The organism is Abyssibacter profundi (assembly GCF_003151135.1).
GTDB classification, from domain to species: domain Bacteria; phylum Pseudomonadota; class Gammaproteobacteria; order Nevskiales; family OUC007; genus Abyssibacter; species Abyssibacter profundi.
On the sequence record NZ_QEQK01000018.1, the window covers coordinates 43,233 to 66,591 of the forward strand.

The following is a 23,359-nucleotide window of genomic DNA, read 5'->3' on the forward strand; positions in this document are numbered from 1 at the left end:
CCGGCCTAGATCACCACCAGCTCGGCGCGCAGGGCACCCGCTGTTTTCAAGGCTTCGAGAATCGCCACCAGATCGCCCGGTGCTGCGCCGACCCGGTTGACGGCGGCCACGATGGCCTCCAGCGTCGCGCCCGAATCAAACAGGAACATGCGGTTGCGCTCCTCGGTAATGTCGATGCCGGTATCGGGCACGATGGCGGTGTCTCCACCAGCAAAGGGGTTCGGCTGGCTGACCTGGGCGTCCTCGCGGATGGTCACGGTCAGCGAGCCATGGGTGACGGCGGCCGGATGCACACGCACATGACTGCCGATGACCACGGTGCCTGTGCGGCTGTTGACCACGACGCGGGCGGGCGCGTCTCCCGGTTCCACATCCAGATTTTCGAGCACCGACAAGAAGGCCACCCGCATGTCCGGATCGGCCGGCGCACGCACGGCCACCGTCACGGCATCCATGGCCCGGGCGGTCTGGTCACCGAGCAAATCGTTGACGCTGCCGGCCAGCCGGGTCGCCGTCGTGAAATCGGGGGTGTGTAGGTTCAGCAGCACCTCGGCCTTGGTTGCAAACCCATTGGCCACGCTACGCTCCACCATCGCGCCACCGGGAATCCGGCCGGCACTGGGAATGTTCACGGAGATCCGCGAGCCGTCGTTGCCCGATGCCCCGAAGCCGCCAACCACCAGATTGCCCTGGGCGATGGCGTAGATCTGGCCATCGGCACCCTTGAGCGGTGTCATGAGCAGCGCGCCGCCCCGCAGGCTCTTGGCATTGCCGATGGACGACACGGTGATATCCAATTTCTGGCCCGGTTTCGCAAACGGGGGCAGTTCGGCATGGATGGCCACGGCGGCCACGTTCTTGAGCTGCGGGTTGACGTTTTGCGGAATCGTCACCCCGAGCTGCGTCAACATGTTGCGCAGCGTCTGGGTGGTGAACGGCGCCTGGCTGGACTGATCGCCCGTGCCATCCAGGCCCACCACCAGGCCGTAGCCGACCAGCGGGTTGCCACGCACACCGGCCACGCTGGCCAGATCCTTGACCCGTTCGGCCTGGGCCAAGGGGATGACGCAGCACAGCGCGGTCAACGCCACGATCCAACGAGACAGAACACGGCTCATAGCGGCCACCATTTGCTGTCGAAGAAGCGGGCCAGCCAGCCCTTGGCATTGGCATCGGCCAGCGCACCCTTGCCGCTGTAGCTAATCGCGGCATTGGCCACGCGCGTGGAGGCGATGGTGTTGTCCGGCTGAATGTCCTCGGGCCGGACCAGACCGGAGATCTTCAGAATCTCGTCGCCCTGATTCAGACGCACGCGCTTTTCGCCCATGATCACCAGCAAGCCGTTGGGCAACGCCTCCGTCACGACCACGGACAGCGAGCCCGTCAGGCTATTGCTCTGGCTGGCGTTGCCGCTGCCGGCAAAGCTGCGGTCGGCATCAACCTCAGCGGCCAGAAACTCCAGCCCATTGGCCGTCACCGCCCCGCCGAACAGGCTGGGTGCGCCGATGGCGATGGAGGAGTTTTTGCCCGTGCTGGCTGTGGCCTGTTTCTGGGCGTTGGTCTGCTCGCTCAGAATCACGGTGATCACGTCGCCCACCTGGGTGGCGCGGCGGTCGGTAAACAAGGCCAACCCCTGTCCAGGGGCGAAGATCGCACCGGCCGTGGGCTGCGCAGGCGTGAGCTGCGGCACCGGTGGCACGGCATCGGCCGGGTTGGGTGTGGAGGCACAGCCAGCCAGACCCAACAAGGCGATAGCGGCGGCGAACAAGGGCAGGCGCATCATGGCGATTACAGGTTGTTGTTCACGTAGGACAGCATCTGGTCCACGGTGGAAATGGCCTTGGAGTTCATCTCGTAGGCGCGTTGGGTTTCGATCATGTTCACCAGTTCCTCCACCACATTGACGTTGGAGGCCTCCAGCGAGCCCTGTACCAGCGAACCCAGCCCATTAATGCCGGCGGTGCCGGTCTGCGGCGGGCCGCTGGCACCGGATTCGGTGAACAGGTTCTGCCCCTGTGGCTGCAAGCCAGCCGGGTTGACGAAGTCGGTGACCTGTAGCGAGCCGATCTGCTGCGGCTGGGCCTCGCCAGCGAACTGCACGGACACCGTGCCGTCCTGACCGATGGACAGGCTTTGCGCGCCATCTGGCACGTTGATGCCGGGCTGGACGGGGAAACCATTGGCGGTGACCAGATCACCGGTTGCGCTGACCTGGAAGCTGCCGTCGCGGGTATACGCGGCCGTGCCGTCCGGCAGCAGCACCTGGAAGAAGCCGCGCCCGTTGATGGCCACGTCCAGCGGGTTGCTGGTCTGCTGCAGGTTGCCTTGGCCGAATTCTTTTTCGGTGGCACCGACCTTCACCCCCGTCCCCAGCGACAGGCCGGTCGGAGAATCGGTTTGCTGCGAGGTCGGCGCACCCACCTGTTTGACGTGCTGGAACAGCAGGTCTTCGAAACTGGCCCGGCCCTTTTTGAAACCGGTGGTGTTGACGTTGGCCAGGTTGTTGGAGACTACGGACATGCGCGACTGCTGCGCATCAAGCCCGGTCTTGGCGACCCAAAGTGCTGAATTCATCTGTGTTACTCCTAACCGTTCACGCGCATGACGGCTGCCGCTGCCTGGGCATTTTCGTCAGCGCTCTGGATGGCCTTGACCTGCAATTCGAACTGGCGGGACAGCGCGATCATGTCGACCAGCGACTGGGCCAGATTCACGTTGGAAGACTCCAGGACCCCAACGGCCAGCGATTGACCGGCAGCGGGCTGGATCTCGGCATCTTCGGTGGGCCGGAACAGGCCGTCATCACCGCGACGCAAATCCTGGGGATCGATGTTGTCGACGCGGATGCGCCCGACCGTGGCCAGTACGGCTCCGCCCTGGCCCTGGGGCACGATGGCGATGGTGCCGTCCTCGGCAATGCTCACCCGCTCGTTGGGCGGAATCGCAATCGGTCCGCCGTCACCCAGCACCAGCTCGCCGCGTGCGGTCACCAGCTGACCCAGCGGATCGACCTGTAACTCGCCGTTGCGGGTGTAGGCCGGCTCGCCGTTGGCGTCCTGAATCGCAATCCAGCCGTTGCCGCGCACCGCCACGTCCAGCGGACGGTCGGTCGACATGAGCACGCCGGCCGAGGGGTCGAAGGCGTCGCCTCCAAACGTGGAACTGACCCGGGTCGGCAGACCCGGGCCATCCAGCGGCGCCGTCTTGGCCATGGCCATTTCAGCGCGAAACCCGACGGTCGAGGCGTTGGCGAGATTATTCGACACGGTCGACTGCGCCGTGAGCGTGCGCACGGCGCCAGACATCGCGGTGTAGATCGATTTATCCATGACGAACCTCGCCTCGCTCCGAATTAACGGATGTTGATGATGGTCTGGGTGATGGTGTCGGCGGCCGAGATCATCTGGGCGTTGGCCTGGAAGCTGCGCTGCGCCGTGATCATGTTGACCAGCTGCGCCGTCAGATCGACGTTGGAGGCTTCCAGCGCACCGGATTGCACCAGTCCCAGATCACCGCTGCCGGCCACGCCCAGACGGGCTTCACCCGAGGTAAAGCTCTCGGTCCAGAAGTTGTCGCCCTGTGCCTGCAGGCCCTGGGTGTTATTGAAGTTGGCGATCGCCAACTGACCCAGCTGCGTGGCCTGGCCGTTGGTGAAGCGCGCCTGCACCACCCCTTCGGAGGTCACTTCCAGGCCGCTGAGACGCCCCGTGGTGTAGCCATCCTGTGTCAGGTTGTTGACGGCAAACTGACCGCCGTACTGGGTGGTATCGCCGACATCCAGCGCCAGGTTGAGATCGGCCGCGCCGGTGGTGACCGGGTGCGCCGGCAGCGTCAGCGAGCCGTTGGCCGGTGTGACCAGGGCGCCATTGCTGTCGTAGGCCAGGGTCTGGGCGGCGCCGACCGCCGTACCGTCGACATAGGCCTGCACGTTCCAGGTATTGGCGGCGGCGTCCTTAACATAGAAGAAGCTGGCCGTATGCGCCGCACCCAGGGAGTCGTACACCGTCATTGAGGTGGTGTGGTTGTAGCTGTCCGGGTCAGCCGGATCCAACGGGGTCACCGCCGGCACACTGGCGTCGGCCGGCAGGTTCACGCCCAGCTCCAGGTTGCCACTGGCCTGCGGGGCGTTGTCCGTCGAAGACAGCTGCAACGAGGTCAGACCGCCCGTGGCGAAACCACCGGTCCCGACGGGCGGGAACACCTGCAGCTGCTGGCCGGCCGAGTTCACGACAAAGCCGTCACGGTCCACCTGGAAGGCGCCGGCACGGGTGTAGCCCATGCTCCCACCGTCCGAGACGGTGAAGAACCCCTCGCCATTAATGGCCAGGTCCAGCGGGTTTTCGGTGAAGTTCACCGTGCCCTGGCTGAACTGCTGGGTGACACCGGCCACGCGCACGCCCGAGCCCTGCTCGGTGGCAGACAGGCCCATGGCGCCAGCGGCGTAGACATCGGCAAATTCGGTGCGCGATTCCTTGAATCCGGTGGTGTTGGCGTTGGAAATATTGTGAGCAGTGGTGTTCAGGTCCGCGGAGGCGGCATTGATTCCACTGAGTGCGACGTTAAAGGGCATGGATGCCTCCTCAGGCGATGCGTGTCACGGAAGAAAACGGAACGTCACCGAGACCGGTGACTTCGAGCAGCAGGCCATTGCCATCCATACGAACGGCGTTGACCTGACCGGCGAGTTCAGGGGTGAGTGCAAGCTCGGACTGGCCCTGCCCGGCCCGTGCACGAATGGTGTAACCGGCCGCCGGCTGCTGAACGCCATCGGCGCTGATGCCATCCCAGGAGAACTCGAAGGTCTCTCCCAGGGCGCTGCCTTCGGCGACAAAGCTGCGAACGGTCTGGCCGCGGGCGTCGACAATCTCGACCGTGATCCGGTCTGCACCGGTGGGCACCGCCACGCGACCGTCCACCGATCCGTGGCCGGCGTAGTCAATGCTGTCGGTTGGCACGAGCACGTTGCGGTCGATCAGGCCGCTGGCCTGCAACGTCTGGTCGGAGGTCATCTGCGTGCGCAGGTCACCAAACGACGAATTCAGCGTGTTGATGCCATCGACCGTGCTGAACTGGGCGATCTGCCCTAGAAACTCACCGGACTCCATTGGCTTGAACGGGTCCTGGTTCTGGAACTGGGCAATCATCAGGGAGAAAAAATCTTCCTGATTGAGCATGTTCTGCTCCGCGCTGTTCACCGCAGCCGTTGCTGAGGTGGCACCGCCAAGCAGGCTGGTCAGGCTGGGGCTATCGGAGATTCCCGTCATCTCAGCGACCCAGTTCCAGCGTCTTGAGAATGAGGTCCTTGCTGGTATTCATGACCTCGGCGCTGGTCTGATACGAGCGACTGGCCGAAATCATGTTGACCATCTCCTCCACCGGGTTGACGTTGGTGGCGTAGACATAGCCATCGGGATCGGCGTCCGGATGCCCGGGCTGGTGCAGCCGCACGGGTTGTTCGGTGCTCTGGACAATGCCCGCCACCCGCACGCCCGCCTGCTCGGCGGCTGCATTGAGCTCGGTTTCGAATACCGGCATGCGCGCCTTGTAGACCGCATCCGGCGTACCCGCGACGGTGTCGGCATTGGCCAGGTTACTGGCCACGGTGTTCAGGCGAACGGACTGCGCCTGCAAGGCCGAACCGGCGATATTGAAAATGGAAAAGTCAGACATGCGTGGACTCCTGCGTCAGCGGCTACTGGCCCTTGAAGGCCGTAATCAGCGTGGAGAGACGGCCCTGCGCGAATTGCAGGGAGGCGCGATAACGCAAAGCGGCATCCGCAAAGGCTGCCTGCTCGCGGTGCAGTTCCACGGTGTTGCCATCCAGGCTGGGCTGGGCGGCCTGACGCTCGGTGGCCTGGCTGGTCGCCGGGGCCGCGACCCCAGCAATGTTCAGGTGTCGGTTATGGGTGCGCTGCAACGGCTGGGCATCAGATGCCCCTGCGGCCTGCTGCAAGGCCGTTTTGAAATCGATGTCTTTCGCCCGGTAGTTGGGCGTATCGGCGTTCGCGATGTTGGCCGCCACCTGCTGCAGTCGCTGGTGTTGCAGCGCCAGCGATTGCGAGTGAATGCCATAGAGCTTGTCGAATCCGGCTGACATGCCGAGCCTCCGGCGGAATCTGTACGCCAGAGTGGGGCAAGCCGTGTGCCACGGGCGGCCGGATCAGGCGTCCCGTGCGGCAGATAGGGCGTGTCAGGCTGGCTAGGCCATGGCGGCCTCAGACAGCGCCAACTCCTTGTCCCGCAAGCGTTCCACGACGCCTTTGGCCAGTTCATCAGAGTTGAATTTGGGCACGAACCGGTCGGCCCCGACATGCTCGACCATGCTGTGGTTGAACAGCCCCGACAGCGAGGTATGGAGCAGCACATAGTGGTGTTCCAGTCGCGGATCGCGACGAATTTCCGTCGTCAGCGTGTAGCCGTCCATATCCGGCATCTCCACATCGGAGATCACCATGAGCAGGTCATCCTCATGCCCGGTCTCGGCCTGCGACCTGAGAAACCGCAACGCTTCACGGCCATCGTTTACCAGGACGGGCTCCAGATTCAGCTGCTCCAGCGTGCGTGCAATCTGCATGCGCGCCACCTTGGAATCGTCGGCCACCAGCACCCGCCACTTGCGACGGCGGGCGTCGCTGGCGTGTTCCGGCAGTTCCTCAAGGTCGGCGGCCAGGCCGATGACATCGGCCAGCACCTTCTCCACGTCAATAATCTGGATCAGACGCTCACCCAGTCGCGTCACCGCCGTCAGATAACCGTCATCACCAGCGCTGGCTGGCGGTGGTGTCACCTGGCCGACATCCACGTTCACGATGCGTTCGACCCCGTGAACCAAGAACCCCTGCACGCGGCGGTTGAACTCCGCCACAATCAAATAGCGGGGCTCCTCAGCCGGCTGCGTGCCCTGCACCGCCGATGCCAGATCCAACACCGGAATCATGCGCCCGCGCACCGGCGCCACCCCGCGTACATGCGAATGTGCCGCCGGCACCCAGGTCAGCTCCGGTGCCTGGACCACCTCCTGCACCTTAAAGACATTGATGCCGAACAGCTCAGGGCCACCCAGGCGGAACAGCAACAAGGCCAGCCGGTTATAGCCAGCCAGCTGGGTCCGGCGATTGATGGAGTCGATCAGGCCGTTGGACACGAAGGCATTCCGCAAGAGTATCTGCGGTGGTCATCGGCCCCGACACGGGAATCTTGAGAGGACAATCAGCAGGCGATGGGAGCGGGCGCGAACCGCCCAATGCGAGAGCCGGCGGTCGTGAACCCCGGAGCGATTCGCACCGCTTACACGGAGCCGATTACACGGAGCCGACTTTCAGGCAGCACCATGGCGGCGCGAATCGATCCGTGCTTCCCTAGACCTCTCTCGGTCGGTGCTCGAACCGAAGCCGCTCTTCGGGTGGCAACACATGCTGCTTCATCGCCAACTCGCAGGCGCCGAATGCTGAGAAATTAAGACGCCCGGCTCGCAAGCTGATGCCGTGATTCGGGCCAGACATCTGATCCAGTTCGTCGATGTCCTGACCATCATCTTCCCAAAAGCACACCGGGCAGATCAGGGATTGATTGCGGGCCGGAAGCGACACGTAATCACAACAAGGGCATTGAGCCTGCGGCGCCGGGTCGTCCGGTTCATACCAAACGTAGTACCGGCGCTTGAGCCGATCAGCCCATTTTCTCCACATGGTGCTTCTATCTCTCCACAGCGATGTGCGCATTGTTGAGGGCGAGGGTGTGCCTCGGCAGGGACTGGTGTCAAAGCACCGACGCGGTCGGAATCGTGCGCGCGCGTCAAATCCACGTCGCACCCTGCCCTAGGCCGACTTTTTCTGTGGTACGCGGCTTGCCTGAGGGGTGCCATGAGACGATTTCTTGCCATGACCGGCCTGGTGACCGCAGTGCTCGCCCCCGCTCCCGCGGTGGCAGGCACCGAGGACGTGGCCCGCATTCAGGCCGCGGCCGAGCGTTACGCGCGCAGTGAGTTGCCGCGCGGCACGACCATCACTGCCAATGGGCTGGATACCCGGTTACAGCTCCCCCGCTGTGGCACCGAGCCGCAGGGCACGCGACTGATTGGCAATGCGGCCAGTGGTGCGGCAACGGTGGAGGTTCGCTGCCTGGCAACCCAGGGCTGGAAGCTGTTCGTGCCGGTACGCACGCAGCAGCGTAGTTACATGATTGTGGCGCGCGCACCGATTGCGGCAGGCACGGTGATTGCAGCCGATCAACTGGAACGGGTCGAACAGGCGGTACGCGGTGCGTCTCGCGGGTTCATGACCGATCTGTCTGCGGTGGTGGGTCAGGTGGCTCGCCGACACATCGCGGCGGGGGCGATTCTTCGGCCGCAGTGGTTTCAGGTCGCCCATGTCGTGGACCGGGGCCAGACCGTCACCTTGGTCGCGCGCAGCGCCGGGGTGGAGATTCGCAGCCGCGGCGAGGCCTTACAGGCGGCCGGGCCTTCAGGTTTGGTGAAGGTCCGCAACCTCTCGTCGGGCCGGGTGATTGAAGGGCGTGCGCAGGCCGATGGCACGGTTCTAGTCAATTGACCTTTAATATCAACAATTTATGCTCGATGACCGTTCGTCGGCGTCGAAAAACAGACGCTCAAGCTTTCGTGAAACGCGTCGATAACGTCAGTCATCTGACTTTGAATGCAGGAGAAACATCGTGACCGGAAAGATCGAATCGTCCGTTGTCGCCCAGATGACGAACAGTCCGCAGAGCGTGCAGGCGGGCAAAGCCGGTGCATCCGGACATGCCCGGGTTGGCGCGGTGAGCGAGGCCGACGTGGTCACGCTCAGTGGCCAGGGCGCAAATCTCAACGAATTGGTGAACGTGGCTCAGCAAACACCCGACATCGACGTGAAAAAGGTCACTGCCATCCGCGAAGCCATCGCGGCCGGCACCTACCAGGTCAACGCCGAATCCGTGGCCACGAAGATGGCCCATATGGAATGGCAGATGGGACGCAGCTAATGAATGATCAACAGCTCACCGACCTCGAGACCGAACTGGGCCAGCACATTCAGGCACTGGAAGCAGCGGCACTGGGTCAGGATCCCGATGCCCTGCTCACCGTGGCCCGCGACCTGGAAACGGCCGTGCAGGCCCTGGATCAGGCCGGGCTGGATGAGCTGAGTGCTGACACGGCCGGCGAGCGCGAACGCGTCGAAGCGGCCCTGCACCGTTTGCAGCGCGACATGCGCCGCACCTTTTCCGTGGTCGCGCAACGGCGCGAACAGACCGGCGCAGCCCTGCGTGCCCTGGGCACGGGCCGCGACGACAGCCCCTATGGCCAGCGAGGCGCCCGCGCGCCCATCGCCGGCCGTGCACTTGGCCAGGCCTGAGGCCCGGTAGATGGCCGACACCGACACGCAGGCTTGGCAGCGGGTTGAGCTGCGTGCCGACGTGCTCACGCTGCTCGGCAAGCTGGCGCAATCCCGCCAGCCTGTCACGCTGACCCAGGCGTCGCGGCACTATCTCAGTCTGTTGCTGACACTGGACGCCCAGCGGGACGAACTGCTGTTCGATGCACCCGCCGGAGGCTTTGCCAAACTGAAACCACGCAGCCTGCTCGACGCCCAGGCGCGTGTTGCGGGCTACGGCCTGCGATTTGCGACACACGTCGATTCGCTGGTTGACGACGGCAGCCTCATCACCGCTCTCCCGCAATGGGTGGAACATGCCCAACGCCGCCGAGCGCACCGCGTGAACGTGCCCCGTTCGATGCCGATACGAGCGACGCTGTTCCCGCTGGGCGGCGCCCCGGTTCGAGTGCGTGTAACCGACATTTCCACGCAGGGTTTCGGCGCGCATGTCCGGGGCGAGATGGCCGATGAGTTTCACCCGGGCCGGGTGCTCGACGGGGCGTTTGGCCTGCACGGCTCGGCATTTTATGCCCCGATCACGGTGCGCGGTGTGCGTCGGCGTGGCGGCGAAATGGCCATGGGCGGCGAGTTTGCCCGGCTCGACCCCGAAGACCGACGCACGGTCGAACGCGAGGTTGTGGAGCTGGAGCGCTACTGGCGCCCGCGCCACGCGGCGGTCGGCTAGGCGCCATCGCCGCGACGACCGCGATGCGGTCACATCGCCTGCCCGCCGGCTGATGTACCCCGAAGTACCGACCAGCGGAGCTCAAGAGGCGCGGTGGTCGGCCGATATCCACTCCATCTAGTACGGATCGATTGCGATCCCGTTGGAGTTTCCACCAAATGGCAACCGTGTTTTCTATGAGTGGCTCGACACTCAAGGCTTCGGCACCTGACAAGGAACGTCTGCGGACCGTGACCAGTATCGAAAAAGCGCCGACCTATAGCCCGGCGGTACTCAGCAGCGAGCGCTTCCACCACACCCTGGCCTACGAGTCTGCCGAGACCTGGTTGGATGCGGCGATTGAGGCGTTCCGAACCGAGGTTGCCTGCGACCGGGTCAGCATCTGGCAGCGCATTGGCATGTCCGCGCAGTTTGAGATGCTGCATGGGCAGGCCAGCGACACGGCCAGCCCCCCGGTTTCACGCGCCATCGACACGCTCTGCGAGGGCGAGCCCACGCTGATCCGGCAGCAGCAAGTCGATGAAGACGGCACACGGTATGACACCGGCGACGCCTGGCTGATCGTGCCCGTGCTGGCCCGTGGTGAACTGCGTGGCGCGGTGTGTGTGGAACGCAGTGCCGATGCGCGTTACCAACCGGGTGATGTCGAATCGGCCCGGGCCCTGGCGGGCGCGATCGGCGAGATCTGGAGCCGCAAGCGCATCAACGAACTCGAAGAAGGGCTGATGCTGAGCCTGGCGCGTTACCGCCTGCTGCACGAGCACTTTCCCGGCATGGTGTTTTTGCTCGACTCGGAAGGCCGCATCGTCTCGATGAGCCTGTTCGCGGCGCGCCGGTTGGGCGTGAGCTTCGCCGAGGTTGCCGGTTATACGTTTGACCAGCTGTGCGACTGCGAATCGGCCGAGGATCTGCGCACGGCCCTGCGTTCGTCGCAGGGGTCGCAAACCAACGAAACGATTCAGTACGAGGCCTACCTGCGAGGCAAGAAAGGCACTCCCTTGCCGGTGGTGTTGTCGATCCGCACGCATGAGATGCCGCAAAGCGACCCGGTGACGTTAATCGCTGCCGAGGATTTGTCCCGGCTGCGCAAGGCCGAGCGACAGCTGCATCGACGCGATCGCATCGACCCGGTCACCGGTCTGCTCAACCGCTGGGAGTTCGAGCGTCAAATCGCCGACACCTTGCTGGAACTGGGCGACGACGAAACCTGCTCGGTGATCTACGTGAACCTGGATCACTTCAAGGTCATTAACGAGTCCACGCGCCACGAGGCGGGTGATCGCTATCTCAAGCAAATCGGTAGCGTGCTGCGCGACACGTTGGATGAGACGGCGCTGATCAGCCGGATCGGCGCCGACCATTTCGCCTGCTACCTGCGTGACCGCTCTGATGCCGAGATCAAGGCCAGCATGTCCAAGATCGCCCGGACCATCCGGAGCTATCGGTTTTCGGTCGACCACCACATCTTCCGCTGTGGCGCGAGTGTGGGTGCGGTCACCGGCTTCGGGCCAGACCTGACGGCCAATGATCTGCTGGCCCGCGCAGAGCGTGCCTGCGAGCGCACGCGTGAATCCGGCGACCCGTTCCTGGATTACTGGTCGCCGCACACACAAAACGCTGGCGAGGATGGCGACAGTGAGGTCGACTGGGTTGCACGCCTACACGACGCGCTGCGCTACGGCCGTTTTCGCCTGTATGCCCAACCCATCGAATCGGTGGGCCCCGATCGGCTGCGACATTACGAGATCCTGGTGCGTATGTTGGCCGGTGACGGCACGGTGATTCCGCCAGGCAAGTTCCTGCCTGCCGCTGAACGCTTCGGCTTGTCGGACGAGCTGGATCGCTGGGTTTTTCATGAAACCCTGGCGTTTCTCAAGTCGCAGCAAGCCGATGCCAGCCAGTGCCAGTACTCGGTGAACCTGTCGGGCAAATCGCTGGCCAACCGGGAGTTTCTGGACGAGGTCGTCGCCACCCTGCAGCGCAATCCATTGCTGGCACGCAGACTGTGTTTCGAGATCACCGAATCCTCGGCCATCGGTCGCTTTGATGTCGCCTCGGCCTTCATCGGCGAGGTACATGCCTGCGGTGCCCGCGTGGCACTGGACGATTTCGGCAGCGGCATGTCCTCCTTCGGCTATCTCAAAAAGCTGACCATCGATTACCTCAAAATCGATGGCATGTTCATCCGCGATCTGCTGGGCGACGCCAGCAACCAAGCCATCGTCAAAACCATTGTGTCCATGGCCCAGGCCTTCAACGTCGAGACGGTGGCGGAGTTTGTCGAAGACCGAAACGTTGCCGAGCACCTGGCCAGCATGGGCGTGGACTATGTGCAGGGTTTTGGCATCGGCAAGCCGCAGCCGCTGAGCGCAAACGAAGATCGGTTCTAAGCAAAACCGCCAAGCCCTGCTTGGCATGCATTGTGCGCCGTTTGGGGGCGCCGGCCTTGCGCCGGGCCTTCCCGCTCTACACGGATCACCTGCATGCTCGCTCTTGCCCGTTTCCGCTGCAAAGCCCTGCGCCGCAGCACGCTGCCCATCCCACTCGTCGCCGCACTGCTCGCCGCCTGCGGCGGTCAATCGGAGTACGGCGCGCCCGTCACCCCTGCACCCGATGGCGTCACGCGGCCCGAGTTGCCCGCCGTAGCCGATGTCGCCGCCGATCCGGCTGAATCCGGCCCGCTGACACTGACGTCAACCGACTACGACTTCGGCCGCATCACGGTGACCGACGAGCAAACCGGCGACAGTTATGAAACCGACGTCCACGGCTACGTCACCTACCCCACCGATGCCACCGGTCCATTTCCGGTCTTGCTGTTTCAACACGGTCGCCACCAGACCTGCGAAACCACGGTGGGCCAGCTCCCATTCCCGGTCGGAGATGACAACTGCCCTGACCTGGCGGGGGTGATCACGCCCGCCAACAGCTACCGGGGGTACGACTATCTGGTGCAAAGCCTGGCCAGCCACGGCTATGCCGTGATCTCGATCGACACCAACGACATCAACGATAACGATGGCAGCCCCAATGCCGGAGACGCCGGCGCGCTGGCCCGTGCCGAGCTAATCCTCACGCATCTCGATGCATTTCGAGAGATTCACCGCAACGGCGGCCAAGGGTTTGACGCCCTGATGGGCCGGCTGGATTTCGACCGCGTGGGCCTGATGGGCCATTCACGCGGTGGTGAAGGCGTGAACAAGACCGTCACCGTCAATGCTGCACAGGATGAACCCCACAACCTGGCGGCCGTGTTCTCGCTGGCACCAACGGACTACAACGCCCTGGACGTGACGGGTGTGACCTGGGCCACGCTGCTGCCCTACTGCGACGGTGACGTGGAAAACCTGATGGGGGCCTTCGCCTATGACGCCGCCCGGCTGCTCTCACCCGATGACACGCACCCGCGCTTCCAGATCATGGCCATGGGCGCCAACCATAACTACTTCAACACAGTCTGGACCTCAGACGACTGGACGATTCACGGCACGTCGACGGACAGCCACTGCGGCACCGATTCCGCCACACACCAACGTGACACACCGGAGGCGCAACGCGCGCTGGGCAGCTTCTTCATGGCCTCGTTCTTCCGGACATTCGTGGGTGGGGAAACAGCGCATGCGGACTACTGGACCGGGCTCGCCGCCGTACCGAACACCCTCTGCCCCGGTGGCGAAGCCGCGGGCTGTGCGGGCCGGTATCCCCTGAGCATTTATGCATCTGCAACGGACCGGCTGATCATCGACTCCACCCCCATCGACACCGCACTGAGCCAGAACGCGTTGGGCGGTGCGGTCACGCTGGAGGGCTTTGCCAGTTTCGAAGCCTGCACCACGACCGGGCGCGATGGATCCGGTTGCGGTGCATCCGACCCCACGTTCACCACCGCCGATCAACTGCGCCTGCACTGGACAGCCCCTGCCATCTACCGCAGCGCGCTGGGTGATCTGGATGCCAGCGATTTTCATGTGCTGTCCCTGCGAGTCGGCCTGTCGCTGGACGATCCTGCCAACGACGCGGGCCAGGACTTTGCCGTGGTGCTCACCGATACCGATGGCCGCAGCGCACGACTCAACGCCAGTGCATACAGCACGGATTTGTTCGCACCACCTGGGGATGCGTTCGATAGCGGTGGCTCGGAAAAACTTGTGCTGACCGATCTACGCATTCCGCTGACCGAGTTCCCGGCGCTGGATTTCGCCCACCTGGATACGCTGGAACTCCGCTTTGATCTGACACCCGCCGGGACGGTGCAAATCACCGACCTGCAGTTCCAGCGCGTGGCACCCTGATGCGCGCCGGCCTGCTCGCGGCCCTGCTGGCCACACTGGGCCTGCTGGGATGTGGTGCTTCGCCGGCCCCGACGGGGCCCACCACCGTGCCGCCACCCGAGGCTGCTGGCTTCCGGTGGGTCGAGGCGACCGTCGCCGATGTACAGGTGGCTCTGGCGGCAGGCGAGCTGAGCTGTGTGGAGCTGGTCCAGGGATACCTGGACCGGATTGCGGCCTATGATCGGCAGGGGCCCGAGCTGAACAGCGTCATCGCCGTCAGTGCGACCGCGCTGGAGGATGCCGCCGCCCTGGACGCCGCCTATGCGGCCTCCGGACCAACAGGCCCGCTGCACTGCGCCCCGGTGTTGCTCAAGGACAATTTCGATGCGGCCGGCATGGTCACCAGCGCGGGAGCCACCGCCCTGGACAATGCCAGCCCGCCTGACGATGCCTTTAGCGTGGCCGGCATCCGTGCGGCCGGGGGGCTGATTCTGGGCAAGGCCAATATGGACGAGTTCGCGTTTGGCTTTGTGGGTTCCTCGTCCATGGGCGGTCAGGTGCACAACCCCTATGACCCGACGCGTGGCGCGGGCGGAAGCAGTTCGGGCACGGGCGCGGCCATCGCCGCGAATCTGGCGCTGCTCGGCACCGGGTCGGACACGGGGGGATCCATTCGTGTGCCCTCATCGCTCGGCGGCCTGGTGGGCATCCGCCCCAGCCTGCGACTGGTCTCGCAGGACGGCATCCTGCCGCTCGCCCACTTCCAGGACGTGGGTGGCCCCATGTGCAGAACGGTTCGAGACTGTGCCCTGCTGCTGGACGCCATGGTTGGCTTCGACCCCGGCCCCGGATCGGGCCACTACAACGAGCCGACCACACGCCCCGAAGATGGCGCCACACCGGTCGCCGACGCAGCCAGCTACGCGGCGCTGGTGGGGCTGCCGGATTCCTATGCCAGCGGCCTGCGCGCTGACGGGCTACAAGGTGCGCGGATCGGCGTCGTGCGTGACCTGTTCGGCAGCAATACCGATGTAATCACCGTCATCGAGGCCGCCCTGCAGGCCATGACCGATGCCGGCGCGACCGTGGAGGACGTGACCATCGAGGACCTCAACAGCATCACCGGCTATTCCAGTGTCTCGCGCTGGGAATTTCGCGACCACATGACCGAATACCTGGAGTCCTGGCCCTCCGATGAGGACGGTCATCTACGTAGCTTCGAGGCCGTGGTCGCCAGTGGCGGTTACGAGAACGACAGCCTGTTCGTGCTGGTGCTGGATGCCGCCAGTGGCCATACCCGTGAGTTCGATCCGACCTACCTCGAAAACGTGCGGGAACGCGGTCCATTCGTCCGGGAGCGCCTGCAGGCCGCGTTGGACAATCGCCTGCTCGACGGCACCCAGCAAGGCGCAGCCTACGACGTGCTGCTCTACCCCAGCGTGCTGGGGCTGGCACCGGCTGCAGGCTCTAGCCCCAGCGCCGGATCCAACAACCGCCTCAGCCCCTTCTCCGGGTTTCCGGCCGTCTCGGTTCCCGCCGGGTTGGCGGCCACGGACCCCGCGCTGCCGGTCGGCATGGAACTGCTGGGACGCGAGTTCGACGAAGCCCGCATCCTGCGCCTGGCCTATGCCTTTGAACAGCATGTGGCCCGGACGCCCGGTCTAGGTCGCGCCGCACCGACCTACACCCCGGAACTGGCGGAGCAGGACTAGGCAATACACCATCGCTGCCCTGAGGCGTCTCGCCCAGCCCACCCTGGACATCCGGCACACTATGGACCGGACACAGGCAATGGATGGCATGCATGAGCGCTCAGGACAACGCGATTTCACATCTGGCACCGACCTCGGCAGGGCTGCGGCGGCGCGTCGTCAAAGGTCTGCTGAGGACGACGATGAAGCCGTTCCTGGCGGCGCACCCGCCGGTTTCGCTACAACGTGCCTGGACCAAGGCGTTCACGCAAAGCATCCGCAAGCCGCGCGCGGTACAGCACCATAGCCGACAGTTTGGCGCGGTGCCGGTGCACATCCTGCAGCCGGCCAACGGCGTCCCCGGCGAGGTGGTGCTGTTTCTGCACGGCGGCGCCTATGTGCTGGGTGGCGACGGCGCCTATGTCGGCTACGCCGGGCAAATGGCAAAAGCCTTAGGTCGCACGATCTGGCTACCGGAGTATCGACTGGCGCCCGAACACGCCTATCCGGCTGCCGTGGAGGATGCGCTGACCGCATTCGACGCCATTGTCGACAACGGCATTGCGCCCGAGCGCATCATTCTGATGGGCGACTCGGCCGGCGGGGGCCTGTCACTGGCCACCGCACTGGCCCTGCGTGACCGGGGCGGACCGCAGGCCGGCGCGCTGGTGTTGATGTCTCCGTGGACCGACCTGACCATGAGCGGAGAAAGCGTGCAGCGCCTAGCGCGGCGTGATCCGTTCATCCCTCCGACCTGGGGTGGCCATGCTCGCATCGGATATGCCGGCGCCCGGCCCTTCGACGACCCGGGCCTGTCGCCGCTGTTCGCCGAGCTGAACGGCCTACCCAGAACCCTGGTGCAGGTGGGCAGCGAGGAAATCCTGTTGTCCGACAGCATCCGGCTGGTGGAGGCTGCCGCGCAGGCCGACGTGGAAATCCATTGCGAGGTGTACGACGGCCTGTGGCACGACTTCCAGATGCAGGTGGGCCTGCTACCCGATGCCACGCGCGCCGTTGCGCGGATTCGCCGCTTTATGAACGGCGACGATTCCCACTAGCCCCATCCGTGACCTCCGCGGCCGTGCGGAAGGTCCACACCAGCGGTTCCATCAGCGCGCGCCCACGGTCGTCACGTGCACGTGGGGTGATGACCGCGGTGTACTCCGTGTCGGGTTGTAAGGCTCCGGTGATTTCAATGCCGATCCCGTGCGTCCCCTCGCCTTGATACAAGGGCCCGAAACCGGAAAGCCGCGCTTCAACAATCTGACCATCGGGAGCAAACAGCACCAGTGCACCCGGCGCGTTGGCAACGCTGGCGCGATCCACACCACTGGAGATGAACACACGGACATAGCGATCGGCGGATGCATGAATCGGCACGGCCTGTTCGCCGTTGTCCGGGTGCACGCCCACGACCCGGGGTCCACGGGCGTTGACCACACCGGCCTGGAGCTTGTCCCAGAGGTGCAGGTAGTAGCCGGCAATCATCTTGCCCACATGAATCACTCCGCCCGATCCGGTGAAGTAGTGACCGGCGGCCCAGGGCATTTGCTGGCGCACGCGATCGTACTCGGCCAAGGCGCCCAATCGTTCCGCCAGGACCAGGGTCCGGGTCGCCAGCGCCGCGCGTTCGATGGCCTCGCGTGACACATCCGCATCGCGGCCGGCCCGCCGGTAGGCCTCGGCCAGCGTGTCGGCCGGAGGGAACGTCAGGTAGGGCACATCGGCCCAGAGCTGCTGCTCACGAATCGCGATGACATCCATCGCATATTCGATGCTGTTCAGCGAAACCGGATCAAACCCGGCCCGCAAGGCCTCAAAGGGTTCGTCACCAATAACGCCGCGTAGCAAGTCCCCGACGCTGGGGTCGGCTCCGGGCGGAAACGCGTCCAGCGTGTAAGCCGGCGAAGACTCCGCCTCCTCACCTCGCTCCCGCACCTGTGGCTCGAACAGGGCATCCCAGACCTCGTCGCCCAGACCATGCGCGGCAATGCCCATGGCATAGGCGATTTGCGTGCCGCAGCTGTCATCAAAACGCAGTTCAGCCAGCGGCGCCAACCCGGTGGCCGTCGTGGTCACATAGTCCAGCGTTCCAGAAAACACCGGCACATCCAGCGACTCGCCGGACACGCAGCCAGCATCATGCAGGACCTGCATCAGCGGATTGACGAAGTATTCCCAGTGGGCATCCTCAGCGACGTTGCGATCACCAGGAAAAGCGGCCCCTGTCGCGTAGCCTCCATCCGGGTACAACGCCCCGGCCAGCAGCGCGGGTCGATGCGCGGTCAGCACGGCCTTGAGCGGATGCGTATCCGGCAAATAGCGGCGACCATATTCGGCCATAAGCGCGTGGGTGCTCATGCCGGCCGCCGATGCCAAACCGCTAAAACCCAGCGCGACAACAACAAACCAACCGCGGCGCATGCTTCGATCGTTAATCATGACTCGTCTCCCAGACCGGCAGCCTGGCGTTGCTGCTGGCGTTGTTCGAACAATGCTTTGGCCTGGGCCAGGGGGTCGGTGACCGCCACATCGACGCTCTGTTCAATCGCGCGCCCTGGCAGCAGGGCATCGCAGCTCAGGGTGTAGCGGTGAGCACCCAACGCGCTTGGACGCAGGTGTTCCTGGCCATTGGCCGCACGCGGTCCCGACCAGCCGTCGCTGGCCACACAGCCACTCACCGAGCGCGCGGACCAGATCAGTTGCGTCGATTGGCCCTGTTCGATCTGGCTGGCTGTGATCTCCAGCGTAAGCGTCGGTGCCGGCAGGCCTTCCAATGTCACCGCGCGAGCCACCTGCCCCCCGGGTCCACGACATTGCAGCCTGAATTCACGCACGCCAAGGGCGGCCGCCAGTGACGTCCGGCCGGACAGCGCGCGCGTGCCGCTCCATTCGGCATCCCCGCTGGCCAGGCATTCTTCGGCGTCGGTGCTAACCCACTGCAATGTGACCAACTCGCCGACCAGCAAGCGAGTCGCGGTGAGTTTGAAATCCAGGCTGGGCGCTGGCAGGCCGCGTAGCGTCACGCTGTCGCTGGTCTGTAACTGGGTGCTTGCGCAGGTCAGCGTGAAGACTTGCTCGCCCGCGGCGGTTAGCAACACCGATTCGCGACCTGACAAGGGCTTGCGGCCTTCCCATCCGCCGGAGGCGAAGCACTCCTCAGCGTGGTCGCCACGCCAGCTGAGTAGGACCTGCTCACCCACCGCAGCTTCTTCCCTGCTGGCGGTCAGTTCTACGGTCGGCGCAACCGGCACCGGAGGCCGCGGAGCAGCCACCCCAGAACCCGCGTCGTCACCACAACCAGCGAGCAGGACGAGCAAACCGAGCAGACCGGCGCGCTGGTGTTTGAGTGCGCGCGCTGCGCGTGCAGGCTGTGTAGGCATGACCGCCCCCCAGGATCGGCGCCCAGTCTGGCGCGTATAGATTGCGGGGTGATGACCGACCTCGGCATTGACGGTCAGATGCACCGCCGCTCGGATGCGATCTCGACAATGCATTTTGCAAGTTGCTCGGCCGTGCCGATGCGCGTGGGTTCTACCCGCCGAATGGCATTCAACGGCATGTCGGGGAACTGGGCATCGTCGGGGTCCTGAATCAGGCAATAGCCACCCGCGTCGCTAATCGCCCGCAAGCCGGCCGTGCCATCCCACAAGGTACCGGACAACACGACCCCCACGCTGTTCGGCCCCGCAAACTCGGCAGCGGATTCGAACAGCGCATCGATACGGCGCATCCGCATGGCACGCTCGTGCATGGCATCAATACTGACGCGATCACCCTCGATGGTGACGAACTCGGACGGCGCACCGACTAGCAGCGTGGCGCAGTCAAGGGATTCTCCGTCCTCGGGCTCGTTGACGCGCACCCCAGAGTAGCGCCGCAGAATCTCTGCCAGTCGATTGCCAGGACTATCGGGTGGTCGATGGGTGGCGATGACCACGGTGGCCTGCAGACTGGGAGGCAGTCGATCCAGGAGCCGCATCAGCGCATCCAACCCGCCCGCCGAGGCGCCAATTACGATCAGCAGGTTGGGAATATCGGGCTTGGCATGGTCATCGTCTCCGGAGCCACGCACCGGCTGCTCACCCTGTTTGTTGCGCACGCTGAACCCGCTGATTCAAGGGCCCAGAAGTGTAGCCCGGACCGCCCCGCGGTGGACCGGACCGCCAGCGGGTGCTAAACACGGCCCCATAGACCGACGTGAACGTCGGCGATCAGGGAGACAGGGTATGAAGAAGTTTGCAGGGACGCTGGTCGCGCTGCTGGTGATCACGGTCATCGGCTACATCGTCGCGGCACGCCAGAATTGGCTGGGTTCACCCCCGGGCCCTGGTGCCATCACCGGCGATGGCCTGCCCCAGGCAGCCGTCATCGCTCGCCAGCAGGCGCGGGTCGATGCTGCGACCTCTGCTGGTGTGGATGGCCCCAAGCATGTGCTGTTCGGGGACTTTCACGTGCATACGACCTACTCCACCGATGCGTTTCTCTGGTCCCTGCCAATGGCCGGTGGTCGGGGCGTCCATCCCATCGGAGATACCTGCGACTACGCACGTTACTGCTCAGGTCTGGATTTCTGGGGGATTACTGACCATGCGGCAGCCTCCACGCCGCGGCGCTGGAATGAAACCAAGGCGTCGCTGCGACAATGCCAAGCACTGGCAGGCGATCCGGCACAGCCGGATCTGGTGTCGTTCCTCGGCTTCGAATGGACGCAGGTCGGCAATCTCCCCACCAACCACTATGGCCATAAGAATGTGATCTTCCGCGATCTGGAGGATGACCAGGTCGCCAAACGCCCCATCGCCGCCGCAGGCATCACCACGCAGGTGCTCCGCACGGACATGCAGGGATTCCCGCCGGCACTCGTGCTCACCGAGCGGGGTGAAATCGGCCGCTACCTCGACTTCAATGCCTTTCTGGACGAGGTGCGTAGCGTCCCGGCCTGTGACCCGAACACGCCGTCCAGCCAACTGCCGGCGAACTGCTTTGAGTCGGCGGCCACGCCCGGCGAACTGGTCACCCGACTCGAAGACCAGGGCCTGACACCGCTGATCATTCCCCATGGCACGAGCTGGGGTTTTTACACCCCGCCGGGAACCACCTTCGACAAGCAGCTCGAAGCCGAACAACGTCCGGAGGCGTTTCGTGTCATTGAGGTGATGTCCGGCCATGGCAACTCCGAGGAATACCGGCCGTGGCGGGCGGTGGAGGTCGACACTGAATCAGAGCGACTGGCGGGCGTTTGTCCGGAGCCCAGCCCCGGCTATCTTCCCTCCTGCTGGCGAGCCGGCGAGATCATCGCCCAACGCTGCGCCGAAGCTGGTGAACCCGAATCAGTCTGCGAGCAGCGCGCCGCCGATGCGCGGCATGCCTACGCCAACATGAGCATTGCGGGGCATCTGGCCGTGGAGGGCGAATCCGCCGAAGACTGGCTGGATGCCGGGCAATGTACCGACTGTTTCCTGCCGCCATTCAATCACCGGCCCGGCACCTCGGTGCAGTATGGCCTGGCCATCTCCAATTTCGATGGGGACGAGCCGGCCCGGTTCACCTGGGGGTTCATCGCCTCTTCTGACAACCACCGCGCCCGCCCCGGCACCGGTTACAAGCCGGTCGACCGCAAGGTCACCACCGAAGCCAACGGCCCGGTCAACGCCACCTGGGCCAAGCGCATCTACGGCGAACCGGGCCCGAAGACCGCTGAAGCCCGACTCATCGACCGCGACACGCTGAGCGATATGGCCGGCTTTCAGCTCACGGAACTGGAGCGCCAATCCTCGTTCTGGCTAACCGGTGGCCTGGCCGCTGTCCATGCCAGCACCCCGGATCGGGCCGGCATCTGGGACGCCTTCGAGCGCCGGGAGATCTACGGCACCTCCGGACCCAAGATGCTGCTCTGGTTTGACCTGCTCGACGGCGAGCAACGTTACCCGATGGGGAGTGAGCTACGCGCGAGCGGCGTGCCCACCTTCGAGGTTCGGGCTGTCGGTGCGTTTAAACAACAGCCGGGCTGCCCGGACTTTGTCCACGCGGGCCTCGATGCCGAACGTATCGAGCAGCTTTGCTCCGGTGAATGCGACAACCCGACAGACGAGCGCCACCCGATCACCCGGATCGAGATTGTGCGGATTCTCCGGCAGGCCAAACCGGATGAATCTGTGGACACGCTCATCGAGGACCCGTGGCAGGTGCATCGCTGCGACGACCAAGGCCAGGGCTGTAGCGTCCGGTTCAGCGACCCGGAATACACCGACGCACCACGGGATGTGCTGTATTACGCCCGAGCAATCCAGGCCGCCACGCCCACCATCAACGCCGACAACCTGCGCTGTGAGTACGATGCCGAGGGCACATGCATCCGGGTCAACCCCTGCTTTGGTGATGCCCGCACCCCGGATGATGACGCCTGCACCGCGCCGGCAGAACACCGCGCGTGGTCCTCGCCGATTTACCTGACCGCGGGGGTCGATGCTTCATGACGGCGCGTGAGTCCACCCGCTCAGCGCTCATCGGCGTGGCAACCACAGCGGGCTTCGTCCTCGCCGGCTGGCAGGCCCTGATGCAGCCGGAATTTGCCAAGGCCGATGCGGCCGAACCGGTGGCGGCACAGGTCAATGACCGCAGCATCAGCGAGGCCAGTCTTGCACGGGCCGTGGAGGCGATTGCCCGTGACAAGCAGTCCCCGCTGCTGGCATCGGATCGTGCCCGGGCGCTGGATACACTGATCACCGAGGAATTGCTCATCCAACAGGCAATGGCCATTGGCCTGGTGGATGAAGATCGCGCTGTCCGCGCGGCGGTCGTCGACGCCATGATTCAAACCGTTGCGGCACGCGCCAATGCCTCGCTGCCGGATGACGACACGCTCCGTCGCTTCTATGCCGATCACCCGCTGATTGGCGCACAGGCCGGCCGCGTGCGGATTCGACATGCCACCCGCCCTTGGCCGGCCGCAACTGCGGTCGAGGCGTTACGCAGCGGGCAGCCATTCGAGGCCGTGTTGACCGACGCGTCTGCGGTCCGACTCCCCGATGCCTGGCTGCGAATTGATCAGCTCGACCGTTATCTACCACCGACGGTGGTCCACGCCCTCCGCCAGCAACAGGCCGGCGACATCATCGGCCCGATGCGCGTCGGGGAGCAGGCGCACTTTGTCTGGCTGCAGGCGGTCGAGCCGGGTTCCCGCCCCGATTTTGCCGATCTGCGTCCGCAGCTGTTGGACGCATGGCAGCAGCGCGCCCGGGAACAAGCCGTCGCTGATTATGTCGCGCGACTGCGGGAACAAGCGGACATCCGCATCAATGGATAAGCCGGCGGTCCCCTCTGCGTCCGGAGACCCGA

23 protein-coding genes are annotated in these 23,359 nt (G+C 64.7%); 10 read left to right on the plus strand and 13 right to left on the minus strand.

All coding sequences use genetic code 11. From position 1 onward, the window contains the following. Positions 1–5 precede the first annotated feature (5 nt). The 10 genes from DEH80_RS15720 to DEH80_RS15765 all read right to left on the minus strand — a co-directional run bounded on the left by DEH80_RS15720 (position 6) and on the right by DEH80_RS15765 (position 7,688). Positions 6–1,118, minus strand: coding sequence for a flagellar basal body P-ring protein FlgI (locus DEH80_RS15720; protein WP_207774649.1), 1,113 nt, complete (start codon positions 1,116–1,118; stop codon positions 6–8). Continuing rightward, positions 1,115–1,783 carry a flagellar basal body L-ring protein FlgH gene (flgH, locus tag DEH80_RS15725; RefSeq protein ID WP_109721472.1) on the minus strand — a complete coding sequence of 223 codons (669 nt, stop codon included), beginning with the start codon at positions 1,781–1,783 and terminating at the stop codon, positions 1,115–1,117. The genes DEH80_RS15720 and flgH overlap by 4 nt, the downstream gene beginning before the upstream one ends. 5 nt (positions 1,784–1,788) lie before the next feature. Beyond that, positions 1,789–2,574 (minus strand): flagellar basal-body rod protein FlgG, encoded by a 786-nt coding sequence (gene flgG, locus DEH80_RS15730; protein ID WP_109721473.1) that lies wholly within the window; start codon positions 2,572–2,574, stop codon positions 1,789–1,791. 11 nt (positions 2,575–2,585) lie between these two features. Continuing rightward, entirely contained in the window at positions 2,586–3,329 is a 744-nt protein-coding gene (gene flgF / locus DEH80_RS15735; protein WP_109721474.1) for a flagellar basal-body rod protein FlgF, read from the minus strand. A gap of 23 nt (positions 3,330–3,352) precedes the next feature. Further along, positions 3,353–4,570 (minus strand): flagellar hook protein FlgE, encoded by a 1,218-nt coding sequence (gene flgE, locus DEH80_RS15740; RefSeq protein WP_109721475.1) that lies wholly within the window; start codon positions 4,568–4,570, stop codon positions 3,353–3,355. A 10-nt stretch (positions 4,571–4,580) separates the two neighbouring features. Then, entirely contained in the window at positions 4,581–5,264 is a 684-nt protein-coding gene (locus tag DEH80_RS15745) for a flagellar hook assembly protein FlgD (RefSeq protein ID WP_109721476.1), read from the minus strand. Position 5,265: 1 nt separating this feature from the next. Next, on the minus strand, positions 5,266–5,670 hold the full coding sequence (flgC, locus tag DEH80_RS15750) for a flagellar basal body rod protein FlgC (RefSeq protein WP_109721477.1): 405 nt from the start codon (positions 5,668–5,670) through the stop codon (positions 5,266–5,268). Between the two features lie 22 nt (positions 5,671–5,692). Next, positions 5,693–6,097 (minus strand): flagellar basal body rod protein FlgB, encoded by a 405-nt coding sequence (gene flgB / locus DEH80_RS15755; RefSeq protein WP_109721478.1) that lies wholly within the window; start codon positions 6,095–6,097, stop codon positions 5,693–5,695. Between the two features lie 102 nt (positions 6,098–6,199). Next, entirely contained in the window at positions 6,200–7,144 is a 945-nt protein-coding gene (locus DEH80_RS15760) for a chemotaxis protein (protein WP_109721500.1), read from the minus strand. 214 nt (positions 7,145–7,358) lie between these two features. Continuing rightward, positions 7,359–7,688, minus strand: a complete 330-nt coding sequence (locus DEH80_RS15765) for a CPCC family cysteine-rich protein (protein WP_109721479.1) — start codon at positions 7,686–7,688, stop codon at positions 7,359–7,361. Positions 7,689–7,862: 174 nt separating this feature from the next. On the opposite strand from DEH80_RS15765, the gene flgA reads away from it, so the two are divergent. From flgA to DEH80_RS15805, 8 genes are all read left to right on the plus strand, one after another. Beyond that, positions 7,863–8,549, plus strand: coding sequence for a flagellar basal body P-ring formation chaperone FlgA (gene flgA, locus DEH80_RS15770; RefSeq protein WP_109721480.1), 687 nt, complete (start codon positions 7,863–7,865; stop codon positions 8,547–8,549). 121 nt (positions 8,550–8,670) lie between these two features. Further along, entirely contained in the window at positions 8,671–8,979 is a 309-nt protein-coding gene (gene flgM / locus DEH80_RS15775; protein ID WP_109721481.1) for a flagellar biosynthesis anti-sigma factor FlgM, read from the plus strand. Further along, complete coding sequence (locus DEH80_RS15780; protein WP_109721482.1) at positions 8,979–9,350, plus strand: hypothetical protein; 372 nt, start codon at positions 8,979–8,981, stop codon at positions 9,348–9,350. The genes flgM and DEH80_RS15780 overlap by 1 nt, the downstream gene beginning before the upstream one ends. Before the next feature lie 10 nt (positions 9,351–9,360). Then, positions 9,361–10,056, plus strand: coding sequence for a flagellar brake protein (locus DEH80_RS15785; RefSeq protein WP_109721483.1), 696 nt, complete (start codon positions 9,361–9,363; stop codon positions 10,054–10,056). A gap of 158 nt (positions 10,057–10,214) precedes the next feature. After that, a complete protein-coding gene (locus tag DEH80_RS15790; protein WP_109721484.1) occupies positions 10,215–12,446 on the plus strand; it encodes a putative bifunctional diguanylate cyclase/phosphodiesterase in 2,232 nt (743 codons plus the stop codon). Positions 12,447–12,539: 93 nt separating this feature from the next. Beyond that, complete coding sequence (locus DEH80_RS15795) at positions 12,540–14,348, plus strand: poly(ethylene terephthalate) hydrolase family protein (protein WP_207774650.1); 1,809 nt, start codon at positions 12,540–12,542, stop codon at positions 14,346–14,348. Further along, positions 14,348–16,039, plus strand: coding sequence for an amidase (locus DEH80_RS15800; RefSeq protein ID WP_109721485.1), 1,692 nt, complete (start codon positions 14,348–14,350; stop codon positions 16,037–16,039). Before DEH80_RS15795 ends, DEH80_RS15800 begins: the two co-directional genes overlap by 1 nt. 92 nt (positions 16,040–16,131) lie before the next feature. Further along, positions 16,132–17,076: an alpha/beta hydrolase gene (locus tag DEH80_RS15805; protein ID WP_165831515.1), complete on the plus strand. Its 945-nt coding sequence runs from the start codon at positions 16,132–16,134 to the stop codon at positions 17,074–17,076. On the opposite strand, the gene DEH80_RS15810 is transcribed toward DEH80_RS15805, so the two are convergent. The 3 genes from DEH80_RS15810 to DEH80_RS15820 all read right to left on the minus strand — a co-directional run bounded on the left by DEH80_RS15810 (position 17,051) and on the right by DEH80_RS15820 (position 20,120). Further along, complete coding sequence (locus tag DEH80_RS15810; protein WP_109721487.1) at positions 17,051–18,460, minus strand: Ig-like domain-containing protein; 1,410 nt, start codon at positions 18,458–18,460, stop codon at positions 17,051–17,053. The genes DEH80_RS15805 and DEH80_RS15810 overlap by 26 nt on opposite strands. Beyond that, positions 18,457–19,401: a hypothetical protein gene (locus DEH80_RS15815; RefSeq protein ID WP_133249284.1), complete on the minus strand. Its 945-nt coding sequence runs from the start codon at positions 19,399–19,401 to the stop codon at positions 18,457–18,459. Before DEH80_RS15815 ends, DEH80_RS15810 begins: the two co-directional genes overlap by 4 nt. A 74-nt stretch (positions 19,402–19,475) precedes the next feature. Further along, on the minus strand, positions 19,476–20,120 hold the full coding sequence (locus tag DEH80_RS15820) for a chemotaxis protein CheB (protein WP_109721489.1): 645 nt from the start codon (positions 20,118–20,120) through the stop codon (positions 19,476–19,478). Positions 20,121–20,247: 127 nt separating this feature from the next. Here DEH80_RS15820 and DEH80_RS15825 point away from each other — a divergent pair, with 127 nt between their 5' ends. Together DEH80_RS15825 and DEH80_RS15830 are read left to right on the plus strand one after the other, a co-directional pair. Then, on the plus strand, positions 20,248–22,497 hold the full coding sequence (locus DEH80_RS15825; RefSeq protein WP_109721490.1) for a DUF3604 domain-containing protein: 2,250 nt from the start codon (positions 20,248–20,250) through the stop codon (positions 22,495–22,497). Then, positions 22,494–23,327 carry a peptidylprolyl isomerase gene (locus tag DEH80_RS15830; protein WP_109721491.1) on the plus strand — a complete coding sequence of 278 codons (834 nt, stop codon included), beginning with the start codon at positions 22,494–22,496 and terminating at the stop codon, positions 23,325–23,327. Before DEH80_RS15825 ends, DEH80_RS15830 begins: the two co-directional genes overlap by 4 nt. Positions 23,328–23,359 lie beyond the last annotated feature (32 nt).

Coding starts and splice junctions, on each gene's coding strand:
- DEH80_RS15765 (WP_109721479.1), bottom strand. CDS start 7,688: ATGTGGAGAAAATGGGCTGATCGGCTCAAGCGCCGGTACTACGTTTGG.
- DEH80_RS15805 (WP_165831515.1), top strand. CDS start 16,132: ATGAGCGCTCAGGACAACGCGATTTCACATCTGGCACCGACCTCGGCA.
- DEH80_RS15785 (WP_109721483.1), top strand. CDS start 9,361: ATGGCCGACACCGACACGCAGGCTTGGCAGCGGGTTGAGCTGCGTGCC.
- DEH80_RS15830 (WP_109721491.1), top strand. CDS start 22,494: ATGACGGCGCGTGAGTCCACCCGCTCAGCGCTCATCGGCGTGGCAACC.
- flgB (WP_109721478.1), bottom strand. CDS start 6,097: ATGTCAGCCGGATTCGACAAGCTCTATGGCATTCACTCGCAATCGCTG.
- flgE (WP_109721475.1), bottom strand. CDS start 4,570: ATGCCCTTTAACGTCGCACTCAGTGGAATCAATGCCGCCTCCGCGGAC.
- DEH80_RS15790 (WP_109721484.1), top strand. CDS start 10,215: ATGGCAACCGTGTTTTCTATGAGTGGCTCGACACTCAAGGCTTCGGCA.
- DEH80_RS15795 (WP_207774650.1), top strand. CDS start 12,540: ATGCTCGCTCTTGCCCGTTTCCGCTGCAAAGCCCTGCGCCGCAGCACG.
- DEH80_RS15720 (WP_207774649.1), bottom strand. CDS start 1,118: ATGAGCCGTGTTCTGTCTCGTTGGATCGTGGCGTTGACCGCGCTGTGC.
- DEH80_RS15825 (WP_109721490.1), top strand. CDS start 20,248: ATGAAGAAGTTTGCAGGGACGCTGGTCGCGCTGCTGGTGATCACGGTC.
- flgF (WP_109721474.1), bottom strand. CDS start 3,329: ATGGATAAATCGATCTACACCGCGATGTCTGGCGCCGTGCGCACGCTC.
- DEH80_RS15800 (WP_109721485.1), top strand. CDS start 14,348: ATGCGCGCCGGCCTGCTCGCGGCCCTGCTGGCCACACTGGGCCTGCTG.
- flgG (WP_109721473.1), bottom strand. CDS start 2,574: ATGAATTCAGCACTTTGGGTCGCCAAGACCGGGCTTGATGCGCAGCAG.
- flgH (WP_109721472.1), bottom strand. CDS start 1,783: ATGATGCGCCTGCCCTTGTTCGCCGCCGCTATCGCCTTGTTGGGTCTG.
- flgA (WP_109721480.1), top strand. CDS start 7,863: ATGAGACGATTTCTTGCCATGACCGGCCTGGTGACCGCAGTGCTCGCC.
- flgC (WP_109721477.1), bottom strand. CDS start 5,670: ATGTCTGACTTTTCCATTTTCAATATCGCCGGTTCGGCCTTGCAGGCG.
- DEH80_RS15780 (WP_109721482.1), top strand. CDS start 8,979: ATGAATGATCAACAGCTCACCGACCTCGAGACCGAACTGGGCCAGCAC.
- DEH80_RS15815 (WP_133249284.1), bottom strand. CDS start 19,401: ATGCCTACACAGCCTGCACGCGCAGCGCGCGCACTCAAACACCAGCGC.
- DEH80_RS15745 (WP_109721476.1), bottom strand. CDS start 5,264: ATGACGGGAATCTCCGATAGCCCCAGCCTGACCAGCCTGCTTGGCGGT.
- DEH80_RS15810 (WP_109721487.1), bottom strand. CDS start 18,460: ATGATTAACGATCGAAGCATGCGCCGCGGTTGGTTTGTTGTTGTCGCG.